This window comes from Desulfobulbaceae bacterium, assembly GCA_013792005.1.
Lineage (GTDB): Bacteria > Desulfobacterota > Desulfobulbia > Desulfobulbales > VMSU01 > VMSU01.
Map to the genome: position 1 here is coordinate 44,579 of VMSU01000190.1, position 24,576 is coordinate 69,154.

Below are 24,576 nucleotides of genomic sequence, written 5' to 3' on the forward strand. Positions count from 1 at the left end.
AGTTATTTTTCGTTACTTTCCGTGAAATCCTGTTATTGCCATATCGCTAGATTTCACTATCATTGGCAGCCATCTTTATCTACTTCCCTCCAATTGAGGCGTTAGCCATGTCACTGCAGACTATTCAAGATCTATTGACCAAACACAAACTCGTGGAAGGAATGATCCATAAGCAGGAGATGCCACGTCAAGACCTGGTCGGATCTATGGTGCATAAGCAGCATTTGGTCGAGCTAGGGGCGGTGTTTGCTCGGATGGCACCTTCTGAAATTGCTGACATCCTTGATGAACTTTCACCGGATGACTTGTTTTTGGTCTGGGGGCAGATCAACGACAAACTGACAGACGAGATCTTAAGTGAGGTTTCCGACGCAACCAGAGATACGCTGGCCACTCGCAGCAGTTATCTCGGATCTGCTTGTGTGGTGAATGCCTTCGAACTGGCGCAGGGCCAATTATGTCAGACCACTATTGAGTCGGTTGAAGATCTGGAGGGTATCAAGCCTATTTGGGTCGATCTGGTTGGGACAACTAAAGCTGATCGGCAAAAAATAGGGGAATATTTTGGGCTGGAACTACCCGATCCAGAAGACCTTACAGACATTGAGTCCAGTGCGCGTTTTTTTGTGGAAGAGAATAACGAAATCCATCTGCATTCTGATTTCTTACTCGACAGGGAAGGGGATTCGCGTAACGTCCCGGTTGCATTCATCTTGTTTCGAGAGATATTGTTTTCCGTTCGCCAGGAGGAACTTCCTGTTTTTCGTCTGCAGCGTTTACGTGCGCGTATTCCTAACAGCTATGTTTCTGATGGCGTAAACATTTTGCTGGATCTTTATGCGGCTGACGCCGAATATTCAGCAGATTCGTTGGAGGAGAGCTACCTTGAGCTTGGTGCGGTAGGTAAACAGGTACTTAACAGAACAATGACCGATGAGGATGCTGCTAAAACCCTTGCTGCAATCGCAGAAGAGGAGGATCTTAACGGACGCATTCGCAGAAATGTTCTGGATACTCGTCGCGCACTGACCTTCCTGATTCGGAGAAAACTTCTCACTTCCGCTCAACTTGAGGATGCTCAACAAATTCTTCGAGACATCAAGTCTCTTGATGGGCATACCGCCTTTTTGTTTGAAAAGATCAACTTTTTGATGGATGCTACTGTCGGATTCATCAATATCAACCAGAATAGGGTAATATATCGCCTGACGGTGCTTAGTCTTATCTTCCTGCCCCTTAATGTGATTGCTGGTATCGGAGGGATGTCAGAGTTTTCGATGATGACTAAGACAATCCCTTGGCCTGTCTCCTATAGCCTGTTTACCGTTGGACTCTTGATCGTTGCCTGGATTACCTTGGTAATTCTAAAGATTTACGAAAGGAGAAACAGTCCAAAATAGTTTTCGAGTTATCTTCTCCTGGGCGTGGAGTGTTGTGAGGCATAACGTCTTGTGATTGATGTATAAAATTCTTTCCACAGCCATGTTGCCTGAGGCTTACGCTTGACTTGATTATCCCTTTAGAAATAGAGTTAGTTGAGCTAATCTCAAGGGAAAAACGGTTTTTTGTTTTCTCAAGTCAACTGCCGCGCCATCTTTTATCCCCGAATCTGCTTCGAATGCCTACCTCCGCATTAAGGTACTGACGCCAACGGTGTCGACACCACCTACTGTTCCGATCTCTTACTCAGGGCGTTTTATCTTTTTTTATCAGACTTTCCTCTGTGTTTGTTTAGGTTGTTTTTTTGCTTAGACAGGTTACTATTATGAGTCAGTGGGCACTGTGGGCAGGGAAAATTTATGAAAAAAACCGTTTATTGAGAGGTTATAACTAATATCTAGAGTATCCTGAGACGTTTTGTGAGAGTTCTTGTATCGTGAGGTGTGTCGAAATTGATTTGAATTATAAAATAATTACTAGTAAAGTAATTGACATATATGGGATTTTTTACTAGTGATTATCATTACGTAAGTTGCTTTCTGATTGTTATGGTATGTCTGGGAAAAGGAATTTGCCCTTGTTCGTTCACCCAACATGTTCTTAATATACGCGGAAAATTATTTAGTTATGAAGGCGATCAAGTTTTCAGAGTTCTTGTTTCAATTGATCGAAAGATTTTCGGTTAATAACCGTCTTTTATCGTGCAGTCCATCCACCAAGTTTTATTCCGAACATTCATATAATAAATTATCCCGGCCGATATTTTTCGCGGCAACTCTATCACATCTATGTCCCCTGTTTTGTCGATTGAACAGGAGCATGTCTATTGAATAATTGCTTTTCTCGGGCCTCTTATTGGTAAATTTATTGAGCAGAGACATATTTAACACAGGAGAATGATTGAATGAGTGCTCAGATCTATTCTAGGGAACAACTAGCGCATGACGTTGTCGAAATCATTAAGGATATGACCCAGGACTGGGATCTTGATTTTAATGGTGGAATTGACGTCAATACGAAACTCGTAGGTGATCTTGCCTTCGAATCCATCGATATTGTACAGTTTATTGTAGCCATGGAAGAGAAGTTTCAGCGTCGGGGGTTACCCTGGGAAGAGGTGCTCATGACCGATGGCCGCTACGTCGATGAAATCATAGTAGACGACGCTGTGCGACTTCTCTATTCTCATCTCAACACGAGCGTTTAATTTGTTAGCGCACACAGGGGAGCGAATGATGCATCCGACCCTTTTGATTGGCCTAGACGGCGCGACCTTCACTATCCTGGATATCCTGATGGAGCAGGGCGTTATGCCTTTCTTGAGTGATTTTGTCCGGCAAGGGGTACGGGCCGAACTCCGTTCTACTGTTAATCCTCTTACTCCTCCGGCGTGGACAACGCTTATGACTGGAAGGACGCCGGGTAACCATGGGATTATCGACTTTATTTGGGCGGAACAACGCACCACCGACCATTATTTTACCCTGTATAATTTTCGCGACATCCAGTGCGAAACGATTTGGTCTATGGTTTCAAGGCAGGGTGGGCGAGTCTGTTCGCTCAACTTTCCGATCATGGCCCCTCCACCGGCTGTGAACGGTTTTGTTGTCCCCGGCCTTGTCTCCTGGAAGCATCTGCGCCGCAGCACCCATCCTCAAGAGATATACGAGGAGTTGAAAACCATTCCTGACTTTAATCCCCGAGAGTTTGCCTGGGATTTTGCTTTGGAGAAGGAGGCGGCTAAGGGAGTGCCGGCGGAAGAGTTCGAGAATTGGGTGTATTTTCATCGCCGACGTGAACAGCACTGGTTTAATATCACCCGTCAGATTATGAGCAAGGGGCAGCTCGATCTTGCGGCTATTCTTTTTGACGGGATGGATAAGATGCTCCATATTGGTTGGCGTCTGCTCGACCCTGCGTGTTTTTCCGGCACTCTTTCCGATGAGGATAACAAGGTGCGAGAGCATATCCTCGGTTATTTCCGGGACCTTGATGGTTTCTTGGCGGATCTCTGCGAGATGGCTGGACCAGATGCCCGGGTTGTGCTCGCCTCTGATCATGGATTTGGTCCCGCGTATGAGGTTTTTCGAGTCAACACCTGGCTTGAACAGGAGGGTTATCTTGTCTGGAAAGATTTAGAATCTTCGGATGCCAAAACTCAACAGAGTGTTCAGCGTTTGGTCGATCAGCACTTTGTCCACCTTGACTGGGAAAAAACCACAGCGTACGCTCGTTCGACGACCTCCAACGGCATTTATATCCGGCAGGCCAAGTCCGGGAATGACTTTGGTGTCCCGGCGGACAAGTACGAAGTTTTTCGCAACGAGCTTCGAGATAAATTGTTAAAGGTTGAAAACCCAGATACCGGACGAACTATTGTCAAGCAAGTTTTCACCCGGGAGGAGGCCTATCCTGGCGCCAATAACGGACAAGCGCCTGATCTGACACTTGTAATGCGGGATCACAGTTTCATCTCCATTCTGCGCAAGGAACCTTGTGTGGCTACCCGCCCGCATCCAGAGGGTACCCACTATCCGCAAGGGGTTTTTATTGCGCGTGGACCAGGCTTTCCACAGGGAGTGACGGCTAGCGAGTTTTCCATCTGCGACATCACCCCGATCCTGCTTTATTCCCTTGGACTTCCCATCTCAGAAGATATAGAGGGAAGGATTCCGCCAGGGGTGTTCGAGGAGGCTTGTCTCAAAGAAACACCGATCAGGAAAGGACCTCCTACCTTGCCGCCAGATTCTTATGCTGTTCAAGGGGCTTATCATACTTCTTCAGACGAAGAGAACGCCATTATGAACCAGATGAAGGCCCTTGGGTATATCGAGTGAGAGGGGGCTGTGGCCAAGATTGTTCGTAACGGTGTAAGTCTTCACCACTCTACTCTCGGTGCAGGCCGAAATGTTGTCCTTATTCATGGATTGGGAGCCAATCACGGATTCTGGGCCCCACGGCTGTTGCTGCCTCTGGCAAGGCGTTACCGAGTCATCCTTATTGACTTGCGCGGCCATGGTCTGAGCAGTATGCCCAAGCTTGGCTATAGTGTGAGTGACTTTGCTGAGGATGTATTGTGTCAGTTAGATAATTTGAAGGTGCAGCAGGCGGATATCGTCGGACACAGTTTTGGAGGGATGGTGGCCCTTCAGTGCGCAGTAATGGCGCCGGAACGGATACGAAGCATTTTTCTCGCAGACACACGGGTGCGAAGTCTTGAGCCGATGAGCGCTGAAGAGACCCCGCCTGAAAGTGCGATTATTACCAGAAAACTTGAGGAAGTAGGACTGGTTATCCCTGCAGGTGAAAAGGAGGCAGGCCTTTGGTTGCTGGAGCAATTCGCCTCACCCCGCAAGGAAAAGGCCAGAGAACAGCTTCAGCAAAGTGAACCTTTTATCCCTTTTTCCGCTAAGGAGGGAGGGAATAAATCGGCTAAACGCTGGCTTGAACTCCTTGAGAACACCTCATTGCGTGAGGAGATTTCCCGGTTTGATCAACCAAGCCGGGAGGCGCTTGCTGCTGTTCGACAGCCCACCATGGCGATGTACGGTGAAAGTGCTCTCACTCGAGAGTCTTTGGAAGGACTCCAGCGCTATCTTCCGCACTTTTGTTCGATGATCCTCCCTGGCGCCGGTCATTTTTTTCCTCTTACTCATACCGATATTTTTTTGCAAACCCTTATGGGCTTTCTGGATGGTCTAACGGAATTGCGCAAGGAAGAGAGACTCCTCATGCAATTTGCCGTGCAGGTGGCGCAAGACGGTAAATCGATTTTTCTTGGCAGGACGCTCAATGTCTCGTCCGGTGGCCTGTTGGTGGAGGGTAGGGTACGACTTAAGATGGCTGAACAGTTGGAACTTAAGGCTCTTTCGCATAAGGGTGAGTCCTTGCCGCCGCTTCTTGGCAGGGTGGTGAGGATTGATGAAGATACAATGAGTAATTTGTATCGTTTTGGCATAGCGCTCTTTCCGACTGAGGAGGATTGGACTCGGCAGACTGTGCTGTGCCAATCAAGGAATACTGATCCGATCACCCCTGTAACTCAGGATGCGAGCAATATTCCACCATGATCGATACAGCGAATCCCCTTAGTGGACAAGTCGCTATTATCACCGGAGGCAGTATTGGTATCGGCTATTGTACCGCCGTGGCTCTTGCCCGGGCAGGGGTGAAAGTTGTCCTTGTTTCTCGGGATCAAGATCGAGTCGATGGGGCGGTGGCTGAATTGCTGCAGGATAGTGTTGAAGCGGAAGCCCTTGGCCTTGCCCTTGACGTGAAAAATCCGACCGACATGGAGACTATGGCCATGCTCACCATGGAGCGTTTTGGCCGTATCGATATCCTGATTACTGCGGCTGGAGTTCTCAGGGTGGGTAGCGGTGTCCCCCGGACTCTGGCTCAGATGCCCGTTACAGAGTGGGACGATGTGCTTACAACAAACCTCCGAGGTGTTTTTCTCGCCAATCGGGCAGTCATTCCCGCTATGCTCCGGCAGCGCGCGGGGCAAATCGTCAATCTTTCCTCCACTTCGGGCCGGAAGGGTCTGGCCTTTGACGCTGCCTATTGCGCTTCAAAATTTGGAGTGATCGGTCTAACCGAATCTTTGGCCGAGGAGCTACGTACCTCGGGGATCAGGGTTCACTCTCTTCTGCCTGGAGCCATCGACACCGGGATGTGGGACCAGAACGGCCCCCTGCCCCCTCCAGAAGATCTTTTGCCGCCTGAACGAGTAGCGGCTTGCATCCATGCCCTTCTTCTGTTGCCGGAGGATGTTGTGTTTGACGCTCCGGTAATTGAACCGCTTAAGAGGCATCAGCCGCCTTCCGTGACCAGCCGGCGGCGGTAATGACCAGATAAGGAAAGAGAAGACTATGAGTTTAGACCATCACGTGGCAGTTGTTACCGGCGGCGCGAGCGGCATCGGCAAAGCGACCTGTCTGGTCCTTGCAGAGAAGGGGGCGAAGCTTGTTATTGTCGACCTTGAACCTCTCCGATTGGAGGCGCTGCTTGGCGTCCTGCGAGCAAAGTTTCCTTTGTGCGAGGCCATGTCCTTTGTTGCCGATGTCCAGAATCCTGAGGCGGTTGAGGCTATGGTGCACGCTGTTGATGAACGTTTTGGCCGGATCGATCTGCTGGTGCATTCGGCTGGAATTCTTCGCCTGAAGGGAAGCGGTCCCAAGCTTCTTCATCAAACAAGCGTTGAAGAATTTGATGCAGTGGTAGGGGTTAACCTCAAAGGAACTTTTTTAACTAACCGGGCGGTATTGCGACTGATGATGCGGCAGCGACGAGGGCACATCGTCAATATTTCTTCCACTTCAGGCATCAAGGGGCGGGCCTTTGACTCGGTATACTGCGCCTCGAAGTTTGGCATGATCGGGCTTTCCGAGGCCTTGGCCGAGGAAGTCAGGGCCGCAGGAATCAAGGTGCATGTGATTCTGCCGGATGCGGTGGATACTCCCATCTGGCAGCAGAACGGTCCGGTCCAACCGCCTGAGGATACCCTTCCTCCAGAAAGGGTTGCGGATCTTATCCTCTACCTTGCTGAGCTGCCAGAGGATACCATTCTCGACCATTTGGTCATTCGAGCGTTTCGCAGTCGTCGTAAGCGTAAAAAAACAACTGATCCTGGCATCGAGGCGGCGCCTAATTCAGCCTGTTCCTCGGAAAAACAGTAAGGAGTGGGAGAGAGGTGAACGTGGAACCGCAAAATGCCCCGACCAAGCAGGCGCTCAACCGTCTTTATGATGAGCGGATGTTTAATGAGATGGTGGATGAGTATTATAGCGGCAGCAGATTCCTGAACTTCGGGTATTGGGAGAATCAGGTGCAGAGTCCCAAAGAGGCCAGCGAAAACCTTCTCGGAAGGCTGCTCTCATTTATTCCGGAAAAGAAGGGGACCATTCTTGACGTGGCTTGTGGCACCGGAGCGACCACCCGCTTTCTCCTCAATTTTTATCCTCCCGAGCACGTAACCGGCATTAATATTTCCGCAAAGCAGCTCGACACCTGTCGGCAGATGGCGCCTGGTTGCCGCTTTTTGGAGATGGATGCGGCAGCACTGCAATTTTCCGATGCCTCCTTTGACGCTATTATTTGTGTTGAAGCGGCCTTTCATTTTCACACCAGGGAGAAATTCCTGCAGGAGGCGTTACGGGTTCTTAAAACTGGCGGCATCCTGGTGCTTTCCGATGCTTTGATCTCCAGCGTTGCCAAAGAGCAGCGGCCACACTTTCCTGAGGCAAATTTCATTGAGCAACTGGAGGATTACCGGGGACTTTACCAACAGCTCGGTTTTGCCAAGGTCGTGATCGAGGATGCGACCAAGCAGAGTTGGGAGGCCTCCTTCTGGAGCGTTATTCAATTTGCCTATGGAAAATTCCTGATTGGCGCCATTGACGCGGATCAGCTTTATGCCTTTCTTGACCGAATCTATCGGCTGACAACGGATCTTCATCACTATGTATTGGTAAAAGCGATGAAAGAGTCCTAACTGGATCTTATTATCGCATATATCTATTTTGAGACATCATTATGACCTCTCCTGATCAGGCAAGTTCTCCGCAGACTTCGGCCATTGCCGCCCACTACGATGCCACCATGTACCAGCCGGTATTCCTTGAGTATTACGGGCACAGCAATTTTTCTAATTTTGGTTATTGGGATCAAGAGGCACAGGATCAAAAAGGCGCCTGCGAAGCTTTGATGAAAAAGCTTCTGGGCTTGTACCCCGGAAGTCGGCAGGGCCGGGTGCTTGATGTTGCCTGTGGCAAAGGAGGGACCACCAAGCATCTGCTTGATCTTTTTGAGTCAGATAACATCTCGGCGGTCAACATTTCGAGTAAACAACTGGATTCTGCCGCCGTTGTTGCTCCAGGGTGTCATTTCGCGGCCATGGATGCCGTGCAGCTGGGTTACAAAGATTCGAGCTTTGACTTGGTGGTGTGCGTGGAGGCGGCCTTTCATTTTGTCACCCGCGAGCGGTTTTTTACGGAAGCATACCGGATTCTTAAACCAGGAGGCACGCTGCTTCTCACCGATATTCTGATGAATATCGAAGCGGAGACCAGATTGCCTTACCGGACTCCGGAGAATTTTGTCGCTGACGTTGAGGCTTATGAAATGATCCTGCGGACCAAGGGGTTCGTAAACATCAATGTAATTGATGTGACCAAGGAGTGCTGGCATGGCTGTTATTGGAATATGGTTCGTCTCGCTCATGCTCAATTTTTAGCTCGGCGCATTGATGCTGCCATGCTGCGTGCCTATCTTGAAAAGGCGTACCGGATGGTAGAAGATATTGAGTACTATTTCTTGGTTTCCGCACAGAAAAAAGGCGAATAAGTGTGAAAAAATTATGAGCGCATCCGGTCAATCATCTTCAGGAGTAAATCGCGAGGGAGTCTTTACGATCACCAAGGACTGTCAGCCGAACAAGGACGGGTATGACAGTCTGATGTACTGGGGACCTCTTGAGGAGTATTATTGCGGCAGTGATTTCGTTAACTACGGTTACTGGATGGAGGATACCCCGGATGCGCGCGTGGCTTCGGAGAACTTGATGGAGCAGCTTCTTGCCTGGCTGCCGAAGAAAGAGGGTGCTATTCTCGATGTAGCCTGCGGTAAGGGGGCATCGACCCGCCATCTGCTTAATTATTATCCATCTGCCGCGATCACCGGTATTAATGTCTCTGAGAAACAGCTTGAGACCTGCCGGCGGCTTGCCCCAGGTTGTCGGTTTATGCTCATGGATGCCGTTGCCCTTGATTTTCCGGATAACTTCTTTGATAACATTATCTGCGTGGAGGCGGCGTTTCATTTCAATACTCGGGAGCAATTTTTCCGTGAGGCATTGCGGGTGTTGAAACCGGGAGGGCGGCTGGTGCTCTCCGATATTCTGCTCACTCAGGAGGCTGAAGAGCGGAGACGGTTCCGTGCTGTGGATAATTTTTTACCTAATCTGGCAGCTTATGAAGCGGTGATGAGGCGGGTAGGCTTTACAGGCGTCGAAGTGACGAATGCCACAGCTCCTTGTTTTCACGGGGCCTACTGGCACCTCATCCGTTTCAGTCACGAAAAACTCCTGCGCCATGATATGACGATAGATTCGATGAAAAATTTTTTGAAACGGGTACTCGCCTTCGTTCCCGAGATTCGCTACTACTTACTCGCCTGCGGGCAAAAATGATGGCGTTGCAAAAATACCGATCTGCTGCGTTGCTGTGCGGTTTTGCTTATTCGGCATACCTTAAAGTATGCCTTCACTCATAAAACACACCCAGCGTCTTGTATATCGGCACTTTTGCTTAGCCATCCCCTGATTTTTTCAACAGATTGTTATGATTCGTTCGTAGAAAATTCATTATTTTCAGGTTTTGATTCCTCCTAACAGAGTTATTTTATGAAAAAATATCAAGTCAACATGACTTACGAGCCCTTTGCCAAGGAGCCGGAATACATTGAGGCCAATCGTGCCTTTGTCCGGAAGATGGATCTTGACGGGGTTGAACGCCTTCTTGATCTTGCCTGCGGGATTGGCACCATGAGTGAACTGCTGCTCGATCGTAAGCCGGGTCTTGATATTGTTGGCATTGATCTTTCTCGGGAATCGTTGGCCATCGGTCTTGATTCTTTCCGCACTGCATCGCAGTTGGAAAGAGAACAAAGAGGACCGTTAGCCTTTGTTCAAGCAACGGCCGATGTTCTGCCCTGTTTTGACGACTGCTTCGATGCGGTGGTGATGGGTAACTCCATCCATATGCTGCCTGATGCCGACAGGCTGGTGACTGAAATTGGTCGGGTGTTGCGGCCTGCCGGATTTCTCGCCTTTAATAGCACCTTTTATGCCGGCACCATGCCGAAGGGTACGGAGAAGTTTCATCACGAGTGGATGAAGCAGGCTGTCTCCTATCTGGTGCGCAAGGATCTTGAACTTCGTAAGGCAGGGGAGCCAGGGATCCCCAGAAAACGGGGGACCATGCCCGGCGCCTTTTCCAACCAGTGGCCTTCGCCTGAGGAATGGACTGCCACTTTGGTGAGACACGGCTTGAGGGTAGAGTACCGTGGGGAACGGATGGTGGAGATGACGCAGCGCAATTTTGAGTACATTGGCGCGTATGGCGGTTTTGCCAAGGTGGTTTTGAGCGGCTATCCGGTCGAGGAGGCAAGTGAGGCTCTGCAGGCCACCGCCGGACCAGCTTTGACTGCGGTGGGTATGACCACCGTTCCCAGGCTTTGGCTGGAAATTATCACAAGAAAAGAGGACGCAGCATGAAGGATCTGGACATTCTGTTTATCGGGGCGGTCATGAATTATGATGGCTCGACCGGCTCACTTGCCAATTACATCCGCAAAAAAGGCAAGTGGATGGCGCCGTTTCAGTATATTTACGATCAGCATCGGGAACTATTCACCTCCGAAGCCGATGCCTGTGTCTATGATATTCCCAATTTAAGCATCTGCGAGCTGGTTGATTACCTCAAGCGTCATGGAGAGCTTGAATTTCATATTATCTGGCATTTCGACTACCATAAGGAAGAGATTCTTGAGATCTTCAGGACCAGGCCTCCTAAGATCATTGCCGTATCGAGCACCTTGGCCTTCTTTCCTGAATATCTGAAGAGCTGCATTCACTGGTTGAACACCCATAAACCGGCGGAAACCCGGGTGGCGGTTGGTGGCAAATGGCTTTATGCCAACTTCAGCCAATTTGGTCCTTCCAACAAGTTTGAGAAAACACTTACCGAAGTGGATGCGGATTATTATGTCATTAATCGCTACGGTCAAGAGACTCTGCGTCTGCTGCTTGCGGCCCATAAGACCGGGGACACCGCTGCGATTCGGGATCTGCCGAATCTTGCCTATCGGCGAAGCCTGGACTTGGGGCAGCCGACGACAGCCACCCATGCCGGAGCAGACTACATCATCAATCCGGTAATCACCGAGGCCCACGAACAGGGAAAGTATCTTGTCGATTTCCACAATATCGGCGAGCGATTCCTTGGTGATATCGTCCACGTACGCACGGCGAGTTCCTGCCCTTTTCACTGCCGTTTCTGCACCTTTCCTGCTTTGGCCGGGGAATATGTCGCCTTTGGTCTCGACCTCGTAATCGCCCAGCTCAAGCAGCTTAAGAGCTTGGGGGTGAAAAAACTGTTCTTCATTGATGATACCTTCAACGTGCCGCTCAAACGGTTTGAGGAGTTGCTTGACCGGATGATCGCGGAAAATCTCGAGTTGGAGTGGGTATCTTTTTTTCGGGCCCAATATTCCACTGCCGAGGTGGTCAAGAAGATGCGGGATGCCGGTTGCCGCATGGTCTTTTGCGGGATTGAATCGGGTAATGATGAGATTTTGAAGGCCATGAACAAGCGGGTAACGGTCGCTGATTTTGAGCGGGGATTCGACTTTCTTCATCGCGCCGGTATTACTATCGCGGCCTCTTATTTTATCGGGTACCCCGGTGAGACCCACCAGACCGCCATGGACACCCTGCGATTGCTCAACGACCCCCGGATTGCCTTTTCCCGTGGCAGCGTCTTCTATTACGATCCCAATGCCCCGGTGGGGGCGATGGCTGAAGAGTACGGGCTTTCCGGTAATGGAGCCGAGTGGAGGCATAATACCATGAGCAGTCGGGAGGCCGCTCAGATCCATCTGGAGATAGTGGACAAGATTCAAAACGTCAATGTCCAGATTTCTGACGGCGCTGGCTGGAGCGTCTTTCACCTCTACTCCAAGGGGCTTAGCATCGAGCGGCTGCAAACCCTCTACACCGAGTTTAATACCATTCAGAAAGAACAGATTCAGGGGGCTGGTCGCACGGCCCTCTCCCAGTACCGGGTGTTTGGCAAAAAACGTAAGGAAGAGGCGTAATCACCATGAGTTCCGGTGCGCTTGCTGATCTGAAGGTCCTCGATCTCACTCATTATATCGCTGGTCCGTACTGCACTAAACTGTTGGCAGGTTTTGGGGCCGAGGTCCTCAAGATCGAACGGCCCGGCACGGGGGACCCGTTGCGATCTGTCGGCCCGTTTACCAAAGGGTGTTCCGATATCGAGATGAGCATTCCCTTCCTCTGGTTGAATACCGGAAAGAAGAGCGTGGCTTTGGATCTTAAGAGCGCCCCCGGCTTGGAATATGTTAAAAAGCTTATCGCCTGGGCAGACGTTTTGGTGGAGAACTTCGCTCCAGGGGTCATGATGCGTCTTGGCCTTGATTATGAAACGATTCAGGCTATTAATCCTCGGTTGATCATGACTTCAGTGAGTAATTTTGGCCAGGTTGGACCTTACCGGGACTGCCGAGCTGAGGAGATTACACTTTATGCCATGAGCGGCCAGATGAACGCCACCGGCGATCCTGATCGTGAACCGCTTGCCCCTGGGCTGGCCATTAATCAATATACTGCCGGTCTTCATGCCTATATCGGGACTCTTGCCGCCCTGCATCACCGTGAGAAGACGGGAGAGGGCCAGCACGTGGATATTTCGCTCCACGAAAGCGGGGTGGACAATATCGAAATTGGGTTGATCAATTTTCTTCATCAGGGCATTCGCAGCAGGCGCAGTAAACATATCATGGTTCCTTGGCGCAATTACCCCTGTAAGGACGGAATGGCGACAGTTATTTGCGCGCCTTTTCGTCACTGGGTACAGGGGGCAAGACTTTTTGAGGCGCCGGAGCTTCTGCAGGAAAAATATCATCATGTCCGGGGTCGTCACGTGGAACGTGAACGGGTGGAGGAGCTTATTCAGCCGTGGATCAGCTCTAAGACCCGCGAGGACATATTTCATGCCGGCCAGCAACAAGGGCTGGCCTTTGGCTATCGGGCCAGTTTGGCCGAAGCCTTGGCGCTTCCCCAACACCTGGCTCGCGACTTTTTTGTGAAAACAGATGACGGACGTGGTGGAAGTTATAACTATCCCGGGGCGCCGTTTAAGCTTTCCGCAACCCCATGGCATCAGGAACGGGCTCCTCTGCTGGGCGAGCATACTGCGGCAGTGCTTAGCAGGACTCTAAAGCTGGACCGTGCCGAGCCGGATCAGCTCGGTGCAGCGGGGGTTGGGGAAGGGTTTAAACAAGCTGCTGCAGAAGACGCGTCTAGGGTTACACCGAGGGGGGCCTTGACCGGTATCCGGGTCCTTGATCTCACCCATAGCTGGGCCGGGCCGCATGGTACCCGTATCCTTGCCGATCTTGGCGCTGAAGTTATCAAGATTGAGTATCTTCCCAGGCTCTGCCTGCTCCGGGCCGGGATCGTCAAAGATCAAATGTACAACAAACGGCCCATGTGGTTTCAAGTAAACAGGGGTAAGCGTTCTGTGACCCTGGACATGAATAACCCTGAGGAGCTGGAGACCTTTCTCGATCTTGTGCGGATCTCCGATGTGGTGGTGGAAAATGCCCGGGGTGGGGTGCTCGAACGTCGAGGTCTTGATTATCACAGTCTTGTTAAGGTGAAATCAGACATTATTTTTCTTTCCATGGCTGCTTTTGGCAAGACAGGGCCTTATGCCTCGTATGCCGGATATGGCGCTACCATGGAGGCGTTAAGCGGAGCAGAATCTCTCACCGGATATTATGGCTCGACCGAAACCAAGCGAGTTCGCGAGATCGATGTGACCAATGGCATTTTTGGCGCTGCCGCAGTCCTTACCGCTCTTCACCACCGCGAGAAAACCGGCAAGGGGCAATGGATTGATCTCTCTCAGTTGGAAACAGTCTCTCACGGCCTTATCGGCGAGCATCTCCTCGCTTTTGCCATGAACGGTATCGTTCCCCCTGTCCGTGGCAATCGTCATGAGCGGTTTGCTCCCTGTGGCTGCTACCCTTCGCTAGGAGAGGATCGCTGGGTGACCCTGGTTATCCGCAATGATCGTGAATGGCTGGAATTATGTGAACTTATTGATAGGCCTGCATTGAGTAATGATCCACGCCTGCAGACCGTCACTGGCCGCATGGCACATCACGACGAGATTGATCGCGCCATTGCTGAGTGGACCTCTGCCAGAGAAGCCGGTGAGGTGCAGGATTTACTTCAGTCGCAAGGTATTGCCGCAGGTGCAGTAATGAACGTTGAAGATCTGAGTCGTGACCCCCATCTCGTGGCACGTGGTTTTTTGGTGACCACAAGCGACGGAGGAGAGGAATTGTATCCCGGCAACCCTATACGACTATCTCGAGATCACTCTCCTCCTGCGTGGCGGGGGCCTGATCTTGGTCGCGACAACGAATATGTCTTGTGCTCGTTACTCGGCAGGAGTCAGGCCGAAGTCCCTCATATCTGCGAAGATGATCTGGGCACGGCCTTGGATCCTTAAATGAGCCTCATGGATATCGAGACCATTCCCCACTCACTCCCATCGATTTCACCGTTGTTGCGGCAGCATTTTTCTCCCGCTGTGGTTGGTGGCTGGGGTGATGGTCAGAATTCGTATGTCCATGCCATGACATGGTTCAAGGGGCATCTGTATGTTGGAGTCACCCGGAATGCCTTAAACGGCGTTCGGCCATACTCCCGGATGGAGGCCATGGAAATTTACCCGGTGAAGGTGCCTGACATCCAGTGGGATCTTGACTGGCGTGCCCCGATTTGGCGGTATAGTCCGGAGGCAGGCACTTGGGAACGGGTCTTTGTCTCACCCATGGTCATGGGTACACGCGGTTTTCCTGTGCCACGCCAGTGGGGTTATCGTAACATGAGGGTTTTTCAAGGAAAAAGCGACCCTGAACCCGCCCTCTATGTTATTTCCTGGGGGTCGCACATGGGACCTGGTCCACATGTCCTGCGCTCATTAGATGGAAAGCATTTTGCCGAGGTTGGAGATGAAGCCCTCAAACGTATCGGCGCCACCACTCTCCGAGGACTTGTTCCCTTCAAAGGCCGCCTCTTTACTTCGCCCGCTGCCCGCTGTGGCGGTACGGATACCGGCACTCACGATGTCCCGATTATCCTTGCCAGCGATGACCCGGCAAACGGATCGTGGAAGCAGGCGTGTATGCCCTGTTTCGGGGATCCGAATAATATCGCCATCTCGGCTATGGCGGTGATGGACGAGTACTTGTATGCCGGCACCATGAATCCTACGGAAGGCTATCAGGTTTGGCGGACCACGGCAGAGGGGGACCCGCCCTATAGTTGGGAGCGGGTCCTCACCCTTGGCGCCTACCGGGGAAATCTCAATGAGGCGGCTGCCACTTTGTGTCCTTATCGCGGCGCTCTTTACATCGGCAGCGGTATCTACAACCTCGGTTTTGACCGTATCCATGGGGTAGGGCCTGGTATGCCGGAATTGATTCGCCTGTATCCCGATATGTCATGGGATCTTATTGCCGGCGAACCGCGATTGACTCCAGATGGGGTAAAGATGCCGATGAGCGGATATGGCGCTGGGTTTAACAGCCCCTTTGTCGGATACATCTGGAGCATGTGTGTCCATGATGGGTGTCTCTATCTGGGCACGGCCAACTGGTCGCCATGGCTGCTGTTCACAAAAACCAGCATTTGGGAGGAATATATTGTTAAGCAACTTCCCTCGGTAGACATGGAAAGCCTGTTAAACTACCTGGGCGGATTTGAACTCTGGCGCACTGGGGATGGGAATCGTTGGGCTCCCATCACGCGCAACGGGTTTGGTAACTGCTTCAATGTTGGGGTTCGCACACTGTCCTCGACTCCGGTAGGGTTGTTTGTCGGGGTGGTGAATCAGTTTGGTGAAGAGGTGGCTGTGCGACGCCAGGCCGGTTGGCGCTACGAATATAATCAGCGGGGCGGTGTTGAAGTGTGGCAGGGTAACACCGAGACTCCTGCACCTCCTGAAAGAAACGAGGCGATCACCATTGTTCCCATGCGGGACGAGTATGGAGTCTTGTTGGGCAGGCCAAACACTGATAAATGGCTTTCGTTTGTCGCTCGGTTCTACCGGCAGAGCGGTTGGCACCATACCGGATTCTGGCGTATTTCCATGCAGGAGGCCAATGATGCCTGCGAAAATCTCATGGCGGAACTTGTCGCTTTTTTCCGGCCTGAAGCCGAAGTGAAGGAGCCTCAATATCCTAAGCCCCAACAGGTGCAGCAGTGGATTGCCTCTCGCAGCGATGAGCCGTGGGAGGATTACCAGCAAAAGCGAAAGAGCAAGAGCAGGGAAACTATATTGGATGTGGGGTGCGGACTTGGCAATTCAACAGACTATCTTGCCCGATATTACCATTCAACGGGCATTATGGGAGTGGCGACGAGTAATGAACTCGCTGCTCTTTGTCGGCGCCGTTATCCGGAACTGGGATTTGTGGCGACACGATTTCCTAAACTTTCCGTGGGCAAGGGCACTTTCGACAAGGTAATCTGTAATGAGGCGCTTGCCAGTTGTAGTTCACGTCGCACGCTTCTGGCCGAGATACACCGCGTGCTCAAACCCGGTGGGATGCTGGTTTTTTCTGATATGATCCTTCCGTCCAGCAAGGACGGACCATTTTCTTTGGAAAAATACCATGAGCTTCTCGAAGAGATCGGTTTTGATAGTGTTCGTATACTTGACGTGACCGCTCATACTTCGACCTTCTTTCGTAATCGGTGTATGAGTTTTTTTCTTACTGAGACGCTGCTCCATAACACCCAGCACAAAAAACCACACGATTTTCTTACTTTACTGCCAGGTGGATTTGGGGAGATTCCTTGCTATCTCCTTGGTTTTGGCGTACAAAAGACGAAAAAGCCAAATATGTTGAAGAGATTGATTTCTTAGTAACCGTTCACCAACTGTAAACGTTCACAGTGCTGCAGATTCGCGAAAGAGGCCTGTGCGCTATACATATGGTCTGCGAACCAGGCCGATGACAAAGCAGATGCGGCGCTGCTGAATGTTTACGATTTCTTAGTTGTTTTCTGTTGAAACGAGGTTTTGGTAAACAGATGGAAGAGACAGAATTTTTCCCCCGCATCAAACGATTGGGCAACGGGCCTCAGGCCAAGTTAGCTCTCGCCATCGCCCATGTGGAAAAGGGGGACGCCCAGGCAGCCATTGTTGAGTGCGAGGGTGTGCTTTGTTGGAATAGTCGCTACGCTCTGGCGCATTTTGTCTTGGCCGGAATTTATACCGATCTTGGCCGCTACCAAGAGGCGCTTGCCTCTTCGGCTGCAGCGCTCGATAGTGATGACAAACTTACGGAAGCGCACCGCTTGCGAAGTTATGTTTTCACTGAAACTCAGCGTTACCGCGAGGCTGTGCGCGAACGGCACGCAGCTCTTGCTCTTGATCCTGAAAATGCTCTTGATTATCACCGTCTGGGAGAATTGTATTTGGCTCTTGGTGAGATTGAGCAGGCTATCCAGGCATTTCGGCAGGCGATACATTACAACCCGCAGATGGCGATGAGTTATTATGGTCTGGCCAACGCTCTGGTGAAGGCCAAGCAGGATGAGGACGCGACAGCGACCTTGGAAACTGTATTGCGGATTAGCCCAGGGTTTCCCAAGTCCCATCTGCTGTTGGGAGATATTGCCATGAACCGTGGCCAGTTTGCCGTTGCCGTATCCCACTATCGGGAAGCGCTTAAGCTGAATCAGAAACAGGCGGAACCGCATTACCGGCTGGGAGAACTATATTTACAGATGGGTGAATATCCCACCGCCTTACTGGAATTTCGGCTCTCTCTTACGATTAAACCTCGATATGCCAAGGCGCACCATCGCTTGGGCAACATCTATTTTGCCCTTGGGAATTTCAACCTTGCCCTGCAACAGTACGAAGCGGCAGTGATTTGCAACCCTAATCTTGCCCGCGCTGTGGCTGATTCCGGCGATGCCCTCCTTGCCTTGGGTCGTTGGGAGGAGTCGGTTGACCGGTATCGTCGCGCTTTAGGTCATATCGATATCGTAAGTAGCGAAGGCGATGCCTTGCTCAGTGAGAACCGTCCCATGGAAGCTATCCTTGAATATCGGGAGCGACTCGGGATGGAGAAAAACCTGATCATCCCGGCGGCTATCACCTCAGAACTGAAAACCCCCAGGCATCTCGAACAGGACGAACGCCGCCGCGAAGATCGTTTGGCCCTTGCCATGCCGGTTGACTTGCGGGAGCAAGCGGGAAGCTACGTAGGGGCCACCTTGGTCAACATCTCGAATAAAGGGTTTCTGGTGGAGACTCCGGAGGAGATGGTGATGGAAAGCGAGATTGAGATTATTACTGATCTTGATGTGGAGGGTCGCAAGATATCAGCTCGCGGCAAGGTAGTCCGTCAGGAAAATGGAAAGCCTAAGGGTCCGTTTCGTTACGGTGTGTCACTTGTTCAAAAAAGTGATGCATGGGAGCGGTATCTTATTGATACGACAAATGACTCAGGAGGAGATTCGTGATACCATTACGGCCGACACTGCGTGAAGATCTGCAGATCATCCCGCGCCACGACGAGGAGGGACGCTGCCGCTACCTGCTCAAGGACCCTATCAGCACTGAAGTTTTCGATTTCGGAGCGGAAGAGCATTTTCTCTGTGAGCGTTTCGATGGTGTCCAGCAGTTGCCTGCGGTTAGAGAGGCCTTTGCTGCCAGTTTTGGAGTGGTTATCGCCACTGAATCACTGGAGGCCTTTGTCCGCTACCTTGGAGCGCTGGGCCTTCTCAAACGGCCCACTGGGGAGGAGACTGTCGCTGCCCATGATCAGGGGATGCATTACCGTCTCTGTAATCCTGACCGGTTTCTCGGGGTTTTTGCCTCCTTGTTTAGCTGGTGCTTCTCTTGGGTTGGACTCGCAGTTGTCGGAATGCTCGCCTTTTTCGCCTTAGGGGTGGCAATGCGGCACGGTAGCGATTTTATATTCGGGCTTCGCTTCATTCCTAAAGAAGAGTTGGTCTTAGCTATTCCCCTCTATTGGATACTGTTCATCAATCCCTTATCTGAAACTGCCAAGGCCCTGTCTTGTCGAGTTAATGGAGGTCATGTCTACGAGTTTTGTTTCTCCTGGGTTTTTCGGGTGGTACCGCATTTTTTTGTCAATGTCAGTGAGGTGTTCTGGGTGATGGATAAAGCAGCGCGGATGCGGGTTCTTCGAGCCGGGCTCATTGTTCAGATATTTCTGGTAAGTGTCGGACTTCTTTTTTGGAATAACGTGGATCCTGCAACGCCACTCCAAACTTTTTTCGTTATCTTTACTCTTGCCGCTACAGCGAATCTTTTCTTTAATGCCCTGCCTTTTATCCAAAAAGACGGGTATTTTTTACTGGCTACCTATCTTGAGGATGGGAATCTTTGGGACCGTGCCCGGGCCTTGGTTAAGTCGTGGGTATTACGTCGTCCCTTGCCGGAGCCACTTTCTCGCCAGGAACAAATGAGATTCAAATGGTTTGGAGGCCTTTTTTACATCGTGCAGTATGGTCTGCTCTATATTCTGATGGGGATTGCGGGGTATCAACTGATGACCAGGCTCAAGGGCATCGGAGCGCTGCTCTTTATGGTTATTTTAGTTCTTCGCTTCGAGCCATTCCTTGCTGAACAGTTTCGTAAGTTGCGATCACTCATCCCCTTGCCTCGATTCGGTAATCAGGTTGGCAGGGTTTGGCTGTCCCGTCTGGTTTGGATCATTTGCTTGATGGGAATAGTTTTGGTCTGTTTTCTGCCGTATCCGTACGAAGTTGGAGGCAACTTTCGTATTGTGCCAGCCACTCAGTATGGTGTCCGCGCTCAGGTGGAGGGAGAAATCGAAACTGTCCTTGTTGGTGAGGGGCAAGTGGTTAAGGCCGGTGAGTTGATTGCCAAGATCCGTGAACGCGATTATCGGATGAAGGTGGAGGCGACACAAGCATCGGTAGATGACCTTCAGGCCCGTCTGAATCTTTTAAAGGAAGGAAAAAAACCTGAGGAGATCGCCCTTGCCGAACAGCAGGTAAACTCCGCGACTAAAAGTTTTGATTACAGTTCCGCCCAAGCTCGGCGATATGAGGACATGTTTAAGAATAGAGCCGTTTCTGCCGAGGACCGAGAGAATATTATGCGCACTCGAGATCTTGATCTTGAACGTCTGGAGCTTGCCCGGCGCAACCTCATTCTTCAGAAAAGCGGTCCGCGCAGCTCTGAAATTCAGGCGTTGGAAGCGGAATTGCGCCTACAGGAAGTTCTCCTTGCTCATGCCAAGCAGGATCTTGTCTTAACCTCCGTGCTCAGTCCGATTGATGGACGGGTGATTACCCCAAATATCCAACAGATCAGAGGACAACGTCTGATGGAGGGTGATCTGTTGCTGGTGATCGAGGATACCAGTTTCGTCCGGGCCGAAGTTGAAATTTCAGAGGATGATATCAGTGATGTCACAACAGGTTCGGAAATAACCTTCAGGGCATGGTCTGATCCTCTAGTTAATTTTCAGGGTAAGGTGGAAGAGATCGCCCCGGTGGCTTATGACAAGAGTCTTAAAAGGGTACGACGGGCGTTGTCGTTGAAGGAGGAGACTTTTGAACAACGAGAAATACTTCGTGATCAGGGCAAGGCTGTCCGCCTGCTCTGTGCCCTTGATCTTCCTGAAGATGCTATTATCAAAACTGACATGACAGGGTGGGCAAAAATCGAAAGTGCCCCACGACCGGTGGGGGTTGCCTTTACTCGTTGGTTCATGCGCTTTCTTTTTGTCGAGGTCTGGTCCTGGATTCCTTGATGAAACTTATACCCCGAGGAGTATCTATGTTACAGTGTCCAATCTACAGGCAGACAATTGCGATTATTCTGGGTTTAACCTTGGTCTTCGGCAGCTCTGGTGTGCAAGCGGAGGCGCTTTCTCTGGAAGAGGCCTATCGTTTGGCACTTATTACCCATGAACGTATTGGCATTGCCGGGCAAGAGGTGAAGAAAAGTGAACTGCTGCCGAAAAAGGCGCTGAGTATCATGCTTCCTCACGCTAGTATTGACGGCTCTTATGTGCTGCTTGACGATGAAATGACCAAAACCACTCGGTCTCATCTCTCGGCACCTCCGTTTATCGACCAAGACATCATGGTAGGTCCTACCGTGGTCGCTCTTGAAGATCAAGTGGGCGCTACTTTTACCCTGCGGCAATCTATCTATAGAGGAGAGTTTTTTCCCCTTAGGAAGGCAGCTGCTCATAAGATTGAGCACAGTCGCGAAAGCCTTTTTGAGACCATCCAAGGTATTTTTTTTGATGTGGCAACAGTCTATTATGAAGGTGTTACCGCCAAGGCTCTGATTAAGACCTCGGAGGAAATGATCGTAGTTGCACAAAATGGATTGGATAATGCCCATTCCAAAGTTAATGCCGGAAAATTAACCGAGGACGCGGTACATCTTGCTCAACTCAATGTGAGTCGCGCTGAGCGTCAACTTATTATTGCCCGGCAACGACTGAAGTTCGCCAAAGATGTTCTTGGGCGATTCACTGGTCAGGAAAATGCTGTGGATGATATCGTGGATCCAACGTTACGTGTTCCCCGTCAGGATGATTTTGACGCCCTGTTGGAGATTGCCTATGCTAACCGCTTTGATCTTAAAGTTGCCAAGATCAACATTGAGCTGGCGCGCGATGATTTGGATATTTCGAAGAGCAAGAATTATCCGGTCATGGACGCGGAGTGGAAATATTTCTGGTATAATGAGGAGCCTCCTTCAATGGATCAGGAATTTTGGGCAGCCTCGGTCAAGCTTTCCGTGCCTCTTTTTGAAGGAGGAGCCCGGACCCAGGAGGTACGGGAAAAAACGATCACGCAGGAGCAGGTTCGCTCGGCATATACCAATCTTACAAAAGACATTCGGCTTGAGGTGGAGGAGAGCCTTCTGATGATTAATGTTCAGGAGGCGACTCTTGATAATATCCGTCAGCAGGTGGAGGCGGCGAAAAAAAATCATCAGATTATCTCTGCCCGCTATGAGTTTGGCGCTGCCACATCCCTTGAAAATGATCAGGCTTTTGCCGCTTTAAACAACGCCAGGACTCAGTTGGATAGTGAGATCTACAATTATCAGATGGCATTACTTAAACTGGAAAAAGTGCTTGGTGTTTTTAATCAAGATCTTATCAAAGAAAAATTTTCCAAGGAGAAGCACGGGACTTGGCAAGAGGGGAAGAAAGAGGTGTCGATCAGTCCTAGTCGGCTGGCGCTTGACTTAACAACAACATCTGATTTTAGTTGGGGCAGGGCATCCGTTTCATCAATGTCCGGGAGGCCACTCTCGGAAACATCTGACAGCAGATTGTGCGCTATGGTCTCTGAATAACCCGTTGCTTAGAAAAGATGGCTTTTTGCAATAGTGCGGTATTTCTGGGATGTCAATCTTGACAATCTCGCAAAAAAGTCCGGGGATGGCTAAGCAGGTAAGCGAGCCTGCGAGACTCCGAAAGGTGCGATATACAGGTAAGCGATCGAAGAGAGACTCCGAGGCGCTGGGTGTGTTTTGTGAGTGAGGCCATACATATGGTATGCCGAACGAGCAAAACCGCCACGCAATTCAGTTCAATCCCCGCTGGTGTTGGACGGGGACGCAGTAGATCGGACTTTTTGCGACGCCATCAATCCTGAGGAATAAAATGAAGCTATTATGCATCTCTTGTCTTTTGACCCTGGGTATTTTTTTTATGAACGGCTGTGTGCCGCCCGCCCCTTCTGCTGCTGATAGCGCCCAACGGTCTGGGACCACTGCTATGCACAAATTACAGCATGGCGGACTTACCCGTACTTTTGCGCTCTATCTCCCCGTACGATACAATCCCAGCGTCAGTCATCCTCTGGTTATCGCGCTTCATGGCGGTGGCGGCGACGCCAAGAAATGGCCCACCTACACAAATAATGGTTTTGAGCGTCTTGCTGATCGGGACCAGTTTCTTCTCATCTACCCAGAAGGCATTGAAGGGCAATGGAACGACAAACGTGGCGTCAAGGATTTTGCCGCCCAGCGGGATAATGTTGATGATGTCGGATTTATTGGGGTGCTTATTGATTATCTTGTATCCAATTACCCGGTGGACCGTGATCGTATCTATGTTGCCGGCGCTTCCAACGGCGGGATGATGGCCAATTATGTGGGGGCGCAGTTCTCGGATAAAGTGGCTGCCATCGCCACGGTTATCGCCTCTATTCCAGATAATCTTCTCCCGCTCATGCATCCAAAGCAGCCCCTTTCCGTACTGATGATTAACGGTTCCGAAGATCCCTTGGTGCGTTGGAAAGGTGGTGTGGTGAAGTTCGGCAAGAAGGAGACCGGGTCAGTGATCCCGGTGGAAAAGACCTTACAGTTCTGGGTTAATCACAATAAGCTTAATTCTCAGCCGAAGGTGATTGATCTGCCGGACAAGAATCCTGAGGATGGTACCAGGATAACTCGGTCCGTCTATCAGGGTGGGGGGGCGAGCGCCGAGGTGGTCCTCTATACGGTAAAGGGCGGAGGTCATACCTGGCCAGCCTTTGAGGATAAACGCGGACCGCTTATGAAGTTGATGGTGGATAAACTGGTTGGCAAGAAGAGTCGGAATTTGGACGCCTGCCAGACCATTTGGGAATTTTTCAAGAGTCATCCTAAAATACGGACACAATAGAACTCATGATTGCTGATGAAATAGTTGTAGTATCCGGTCTGCCACGATCGGGCACATCGATGATGATGTCCATGCTCTCTGCCGGAGGAATTGCGCCACTTAAGGATGAGCTTCGTCAGGCTGACGAGGACAACCCTCGGGGCTATTGGGAGGATGATCGGGTTAAACGGCTTAAGGATGACAGTTCCTGGATGGGTGAGGCCCGTGGCAAAGTGGTAAAGGTTGTTTCGGCGCTGCTTCCCTGTTTGCCGTCCCAGTTTCAATATCGGGTCATCTTCATGGAGAGGGCTCTACCTGAAATTCTTGCCTCCCAGAACAAGATGCTTGAGAGGAGCGGTCGGCAACCGGCAGCCACCGACGACAAGATGACAGTATTTTACTCCCAGCATCTCGATAAGATCCGGGGCTGGCTAGCGACACAAGCTAATGTTACAACGCAGTTTCTTTCCTTCAGCGAAGTCGTTCGCGATCCTCGGCAGGCAGCTGATGATGTTGCTACTTTTCTCACCCAGCCTTTGGATATTGCCCAGATGGTGTCGGTGGTGGATGCCGCTCTCTACCGCAAAAGAGCCTGATCTGCTAGAGGGCGGTAATAATTGATCTCCC

Annotated in this window: 18 protein-coding genes; all 18 read left to right on the forward strand. The window is 50.8% G+C overall.

The genetic code is table 11. The features are described 5' to 3' along the window. Positions 1 to 107 precede the first annotated feature (107 nt). Positions 108 to 1,400, forward strand: a complete 1,293-nt coding sequence (locus FP815_12275) for a magnesium transporter CorA (protein ID MBA3015703.1) — start codon at positions 108 to 110, stop codon at positions 1,398 to 1,400. Positions 1,401 to 2,344: 944 nt separating this feature from the next. Further along, positions 2,345 to 2,647, forward strand: a complete 303-nt coding sequence (locus FP815_12280; GenBank protein ID MBA3015704.1) for an acyl carrier protein — start codon at positions 2,345 to 2,347, stop codon at positions 2,645 to 2,647. Positions 2,648 to 2,672: 25 nt separating this feature from the next. Then, positions 2,673 to 4,277, forward strand: coding sequence for a nucleotide pyrophosphatase (locus tag FP815_12285; GenBank protein MBA3015705.1), 1,605 nt, complete (start codon positions 2,673 to 2,675; stop codon positions 4,275 to 4,277). 9 nt (positions 4,278 to 4,286) lie between these two features. Continuing rightward, entirely contained in the window at positions 4,287 to 5,510 is a 1,224-nt protein-coding gene (locus FP815_12290) for an alpha/beta fold hydrolase (GenBank protein ID MBA3015706.1), read from the forward strand. Continuing rightward, a complete protein-coding gene (locus tag FP815_12295; GenBank protein ID MBA3015707.1) occupies positions 5,507 to 6,286 on the forward strand; it encodes an SDR family oxidoreductase in 780 nt (259 codons plus the stop codon). The genes FP815_12290 and FP815_12295 overlap by 4 nt, the downstream gene beginning before the upstream one ends. Positions 6,287 to 6,311: 25 nt before the next feature. Then, positions 6,312 to 7,118, forward strand: coding sequence for an SDR family oxidoreductase (locus FP815_12300; protein ID MBA3015708.1), 807 nt, complete (start codon positions 6,312 to 6,314; stop codon positions 7,116 to 7,118). Between the two features lie 14 nt (positions 7,119 to 7,132). Further along, complete coding sequence (locus FP815_12305) at positions 7,133 to 7,933, forward strand: methyltransferase domain-containing protein (GenBank protein ID MBA3015709.1); 801 nt, start codon at positions 7,133 to 7,135, stop codon at positions 7,931 to 7,933. Between the two features lie 41 nt (positions 7,934 to 7,974). Continuing rightward, a complete protein-coding gene (locus FP815_12310; protein ID MBA3015710.1) occupies positions 7,975 to 8,784 on the forward strand; it encodes a methyltransferase domain-containing protein in 810 nt (269 codons plus the stop codon). A gap of 112 nt (positions 8,785 to 8,896) precedes the next feature. Continuing rightward, positions 8,897 to 9,628, forward strand: a complete 732-nt coding sequence (locus FP815_12315; protein MBA3015711.1) for a methyltransferase domain-containing protein — start codon at positions 8,897 to 8,899, stop codon at positions 9,626 to 9,628. A gap of 213 nt (positions 9,629 to 9,841) precedes the next feature. After that, positions 9,842 to 10,714, forward strand: a complete 873-nt coding sequence (locus tag FP815_12320; protein MBA3015712.1) for a class I SAM-dependent methyltransferase — start codon at positions 9,842 to 9,844, stop codon at positions 10,712 to 10,714. Then, on the forward strand, positions 10,711 to 12,315 hold the full coding sequence (locus tag FP815_12325) for a radical SAM protein (GenBank protein ID MBA3015713.1): 1,605 nt from the start codon (positions 10,711 to 10,713) through the stop codon (positions 12,313 to 12,315). The genes FP815_12320 and FP815_12325 overlap by 4 nt, the downstream gene beginning before the upstream one ends. Before the next feature lie 5 nt (positions 12,316 to 12,320). Further along, complete coding sequence (locus FP815_12330; GenBank protein ID MBA3015714.1) at positions 12,321 to 14,762, forward strand: CoA transferase; 2,442 nt, start codon at positions 12,321 to 12,323, stop codon at positions 14,760 to 14,762. Continuing rightward, positions 14,763 to 17,186 (forward strand): methyltransferase domain-containing protein, encoded by a 2,424-nt coding sequence (locus FP815_12335; protein MBA3015715.1) that lies wholly within the window; start codon positions 14,763 to 14,765, stop codon positions 17,184 to 17,186. It begins immediately after the preceding gene. A gap of 167 nt (positions 17,187 to 17,353) precedes the next feature. Continuing rightward, complete coding sequence (locus tag FP815_12340; GenBank protein ID MBA3015716.1) at positions 17,354 to 18,796, forward strand: tetratricopeptide repeat protein; 1,443 nt, start codon at positions 17,354 to 17,356, stop codon at positions 18,794 to 18,796. Further along, positions 18,793 to 21,084 (forward strand): HlyD family efflux transporter periplasmic adaptor subunit, encoded by a 2,292-nt coding sequence (locus FP815_12345; GenBank protein MBA3015717.1) that lies wholly within the window; start codon positions 18,793 to 18,795, stop codon positions 21,082 to 21,084. The genes FP815_12340 and FP815_12345 overlap by 4 nt, the downstream gene beginning before the upstream one ends. Beyond that, positions 21,084 to 22,655 carry a TolC family protein gene (locus FP815_12350; protein MBA3015718.1) on the forward strand — a complete coding sequence of 524 codons (1,572 nt, stop codon included), beginning with the start codon at positions 21,084 to 21,086 and terminating at the stop codon, positions 22,653 to 22,655. Before FP815_12345 ends, FP815_12350 begins: the two co-directional genes overlap by 1 nt. 310 nt (positions 22,656 to 22,965) lie before the next feature. Beyond that, on the forward strand, positions 22,966 to 23,970 hold the full coding sequence (locus FP815_12355; GenBank protein MBA3015719.1) for a phospholipase: 1,005 nt from the start codon (positions 22,966 to 22,968) through the stop codon (positions 23,968 to 23,970). 5 nt (positions 23,971 to 23,975) lie between these two features. Continuing rightward, positions 23,976 to 24,545 carry a sulfotransferase family protein gene (locus FP815_12360; protein ID MBA3015720.1) on the forward strand — a complete coding sequence of 190 codons (570 nt, stop codon included), beginning with the start codon at positions 23,976 to 23,978 and terminating at the stop codon, positions 24,543 to 24,545. Positions 24,546 to 24,576 lie beyond the last annotated feature (31 nt).

Excerpts from the sequence above, each read along its gene's own strand:
- FP815_12325 (MBA3015713.1), top strand. The coding sequence starts at position 10,711 with ATGAAGGATCTGGACATTCTGTTTATCGGGGCGGTCATGAATTATGAT.
- FP815_12330 (MBA3015714.1), top strand. The coding sequence starts at position 12,321 with ATGAGTTCCGGTGCGCTTGCTGATCTGAAGGTCCTCGATCTCACTCAT.
- FP815_12275 (MBA3015703.1), top strand. The coding sequence starts at position 108 with ATGTCACTGCAGACTATTCAAGATCTATTGACCAAACACAAACTCGTG.
- FP815_12320 (MBA3015712.1), top strand. The coding sequence starts at position 9,842 with ATGAAAAAATATCAAGTCAACATGACTTACGAGCCCTTTGCCAAGGAG.
- FP815_12300 (MBA3015708.1), top strand. The coding sequence starts at position 6,312 with ATGAGTTTAGACCATCACGTGGCAGTTGTTACCGGCGGCGCGAGCGGC.
- FP815_12310 (MBA3015710.1), top strand. The coding sequence starts at position 7,975 with ATGACCTCTCCTGATCAGGCAAGTTCTCCGCAGACTTCGGCCATTGCC.
- FP815_12360 (MBA3015720.1), top strand. The coding sequence starts at position 23,976 with ATGATTGCTGATGAAATAGTTGTAGTATCCGGTCTGCCACGATCGGGC.
- FP815_12340 (MBA3015716.1), top strand. The coding sequence starts at position 17,354 with ATGGAAGAGACAGAATTTTTCCCCCGCATCAAACGATTGGGCAACGGG.
- FP815_12280 (MBA3015704.1), top strand. The coding sequence starts at position 2,345 with ATGAGTGCTCAGATCTATTCTAGGGAACAACTAGCGCATGACGTTGTC.
- FP815_12335 (MBA3015715.1), top strand. The coding sequence starts at position 14,763 with ATGAGCCTCATGGATATCGAGACCATTCCCCACTCACTCCCATCGATT.
- FP815_12350 (MBA3015718.1), top strand. The coding sequence starts at position 21,084 with ATGAAACTTATACCCCGAGGAGTATCTATGTTACAGTGTCCAATCTAC.
- FP815_12285 (MBA3015705.1), top strand. The coding sequence starts at position 2,673 with ATGATGCATCCGACCCTTTTGATTGGCCTAGACGGCGCGACCTTCACT.
- FP815_12355 (MBA3015719.1), top strand. The coding sequence starts at position 22,966 with ATGAAGCTATTATGCATCTCTTGTCTTTTGACCCTGGGTATTTTTTTT.
- FP815_12295 (MBA3015707.1), top strand. The coding sequence starts at position 5,507 with ATGATCGATACAGCGAATCCCCTTAGTGGACAAGTCGCTATTATCACC.
- FP815_12315 (MBA3015711.1), top strand. The coding sequence starts at position 8,897 with ATGTACTGGGGACCTCTTGAGGAGTATTATTGCGGCAGTGATTTCGTT.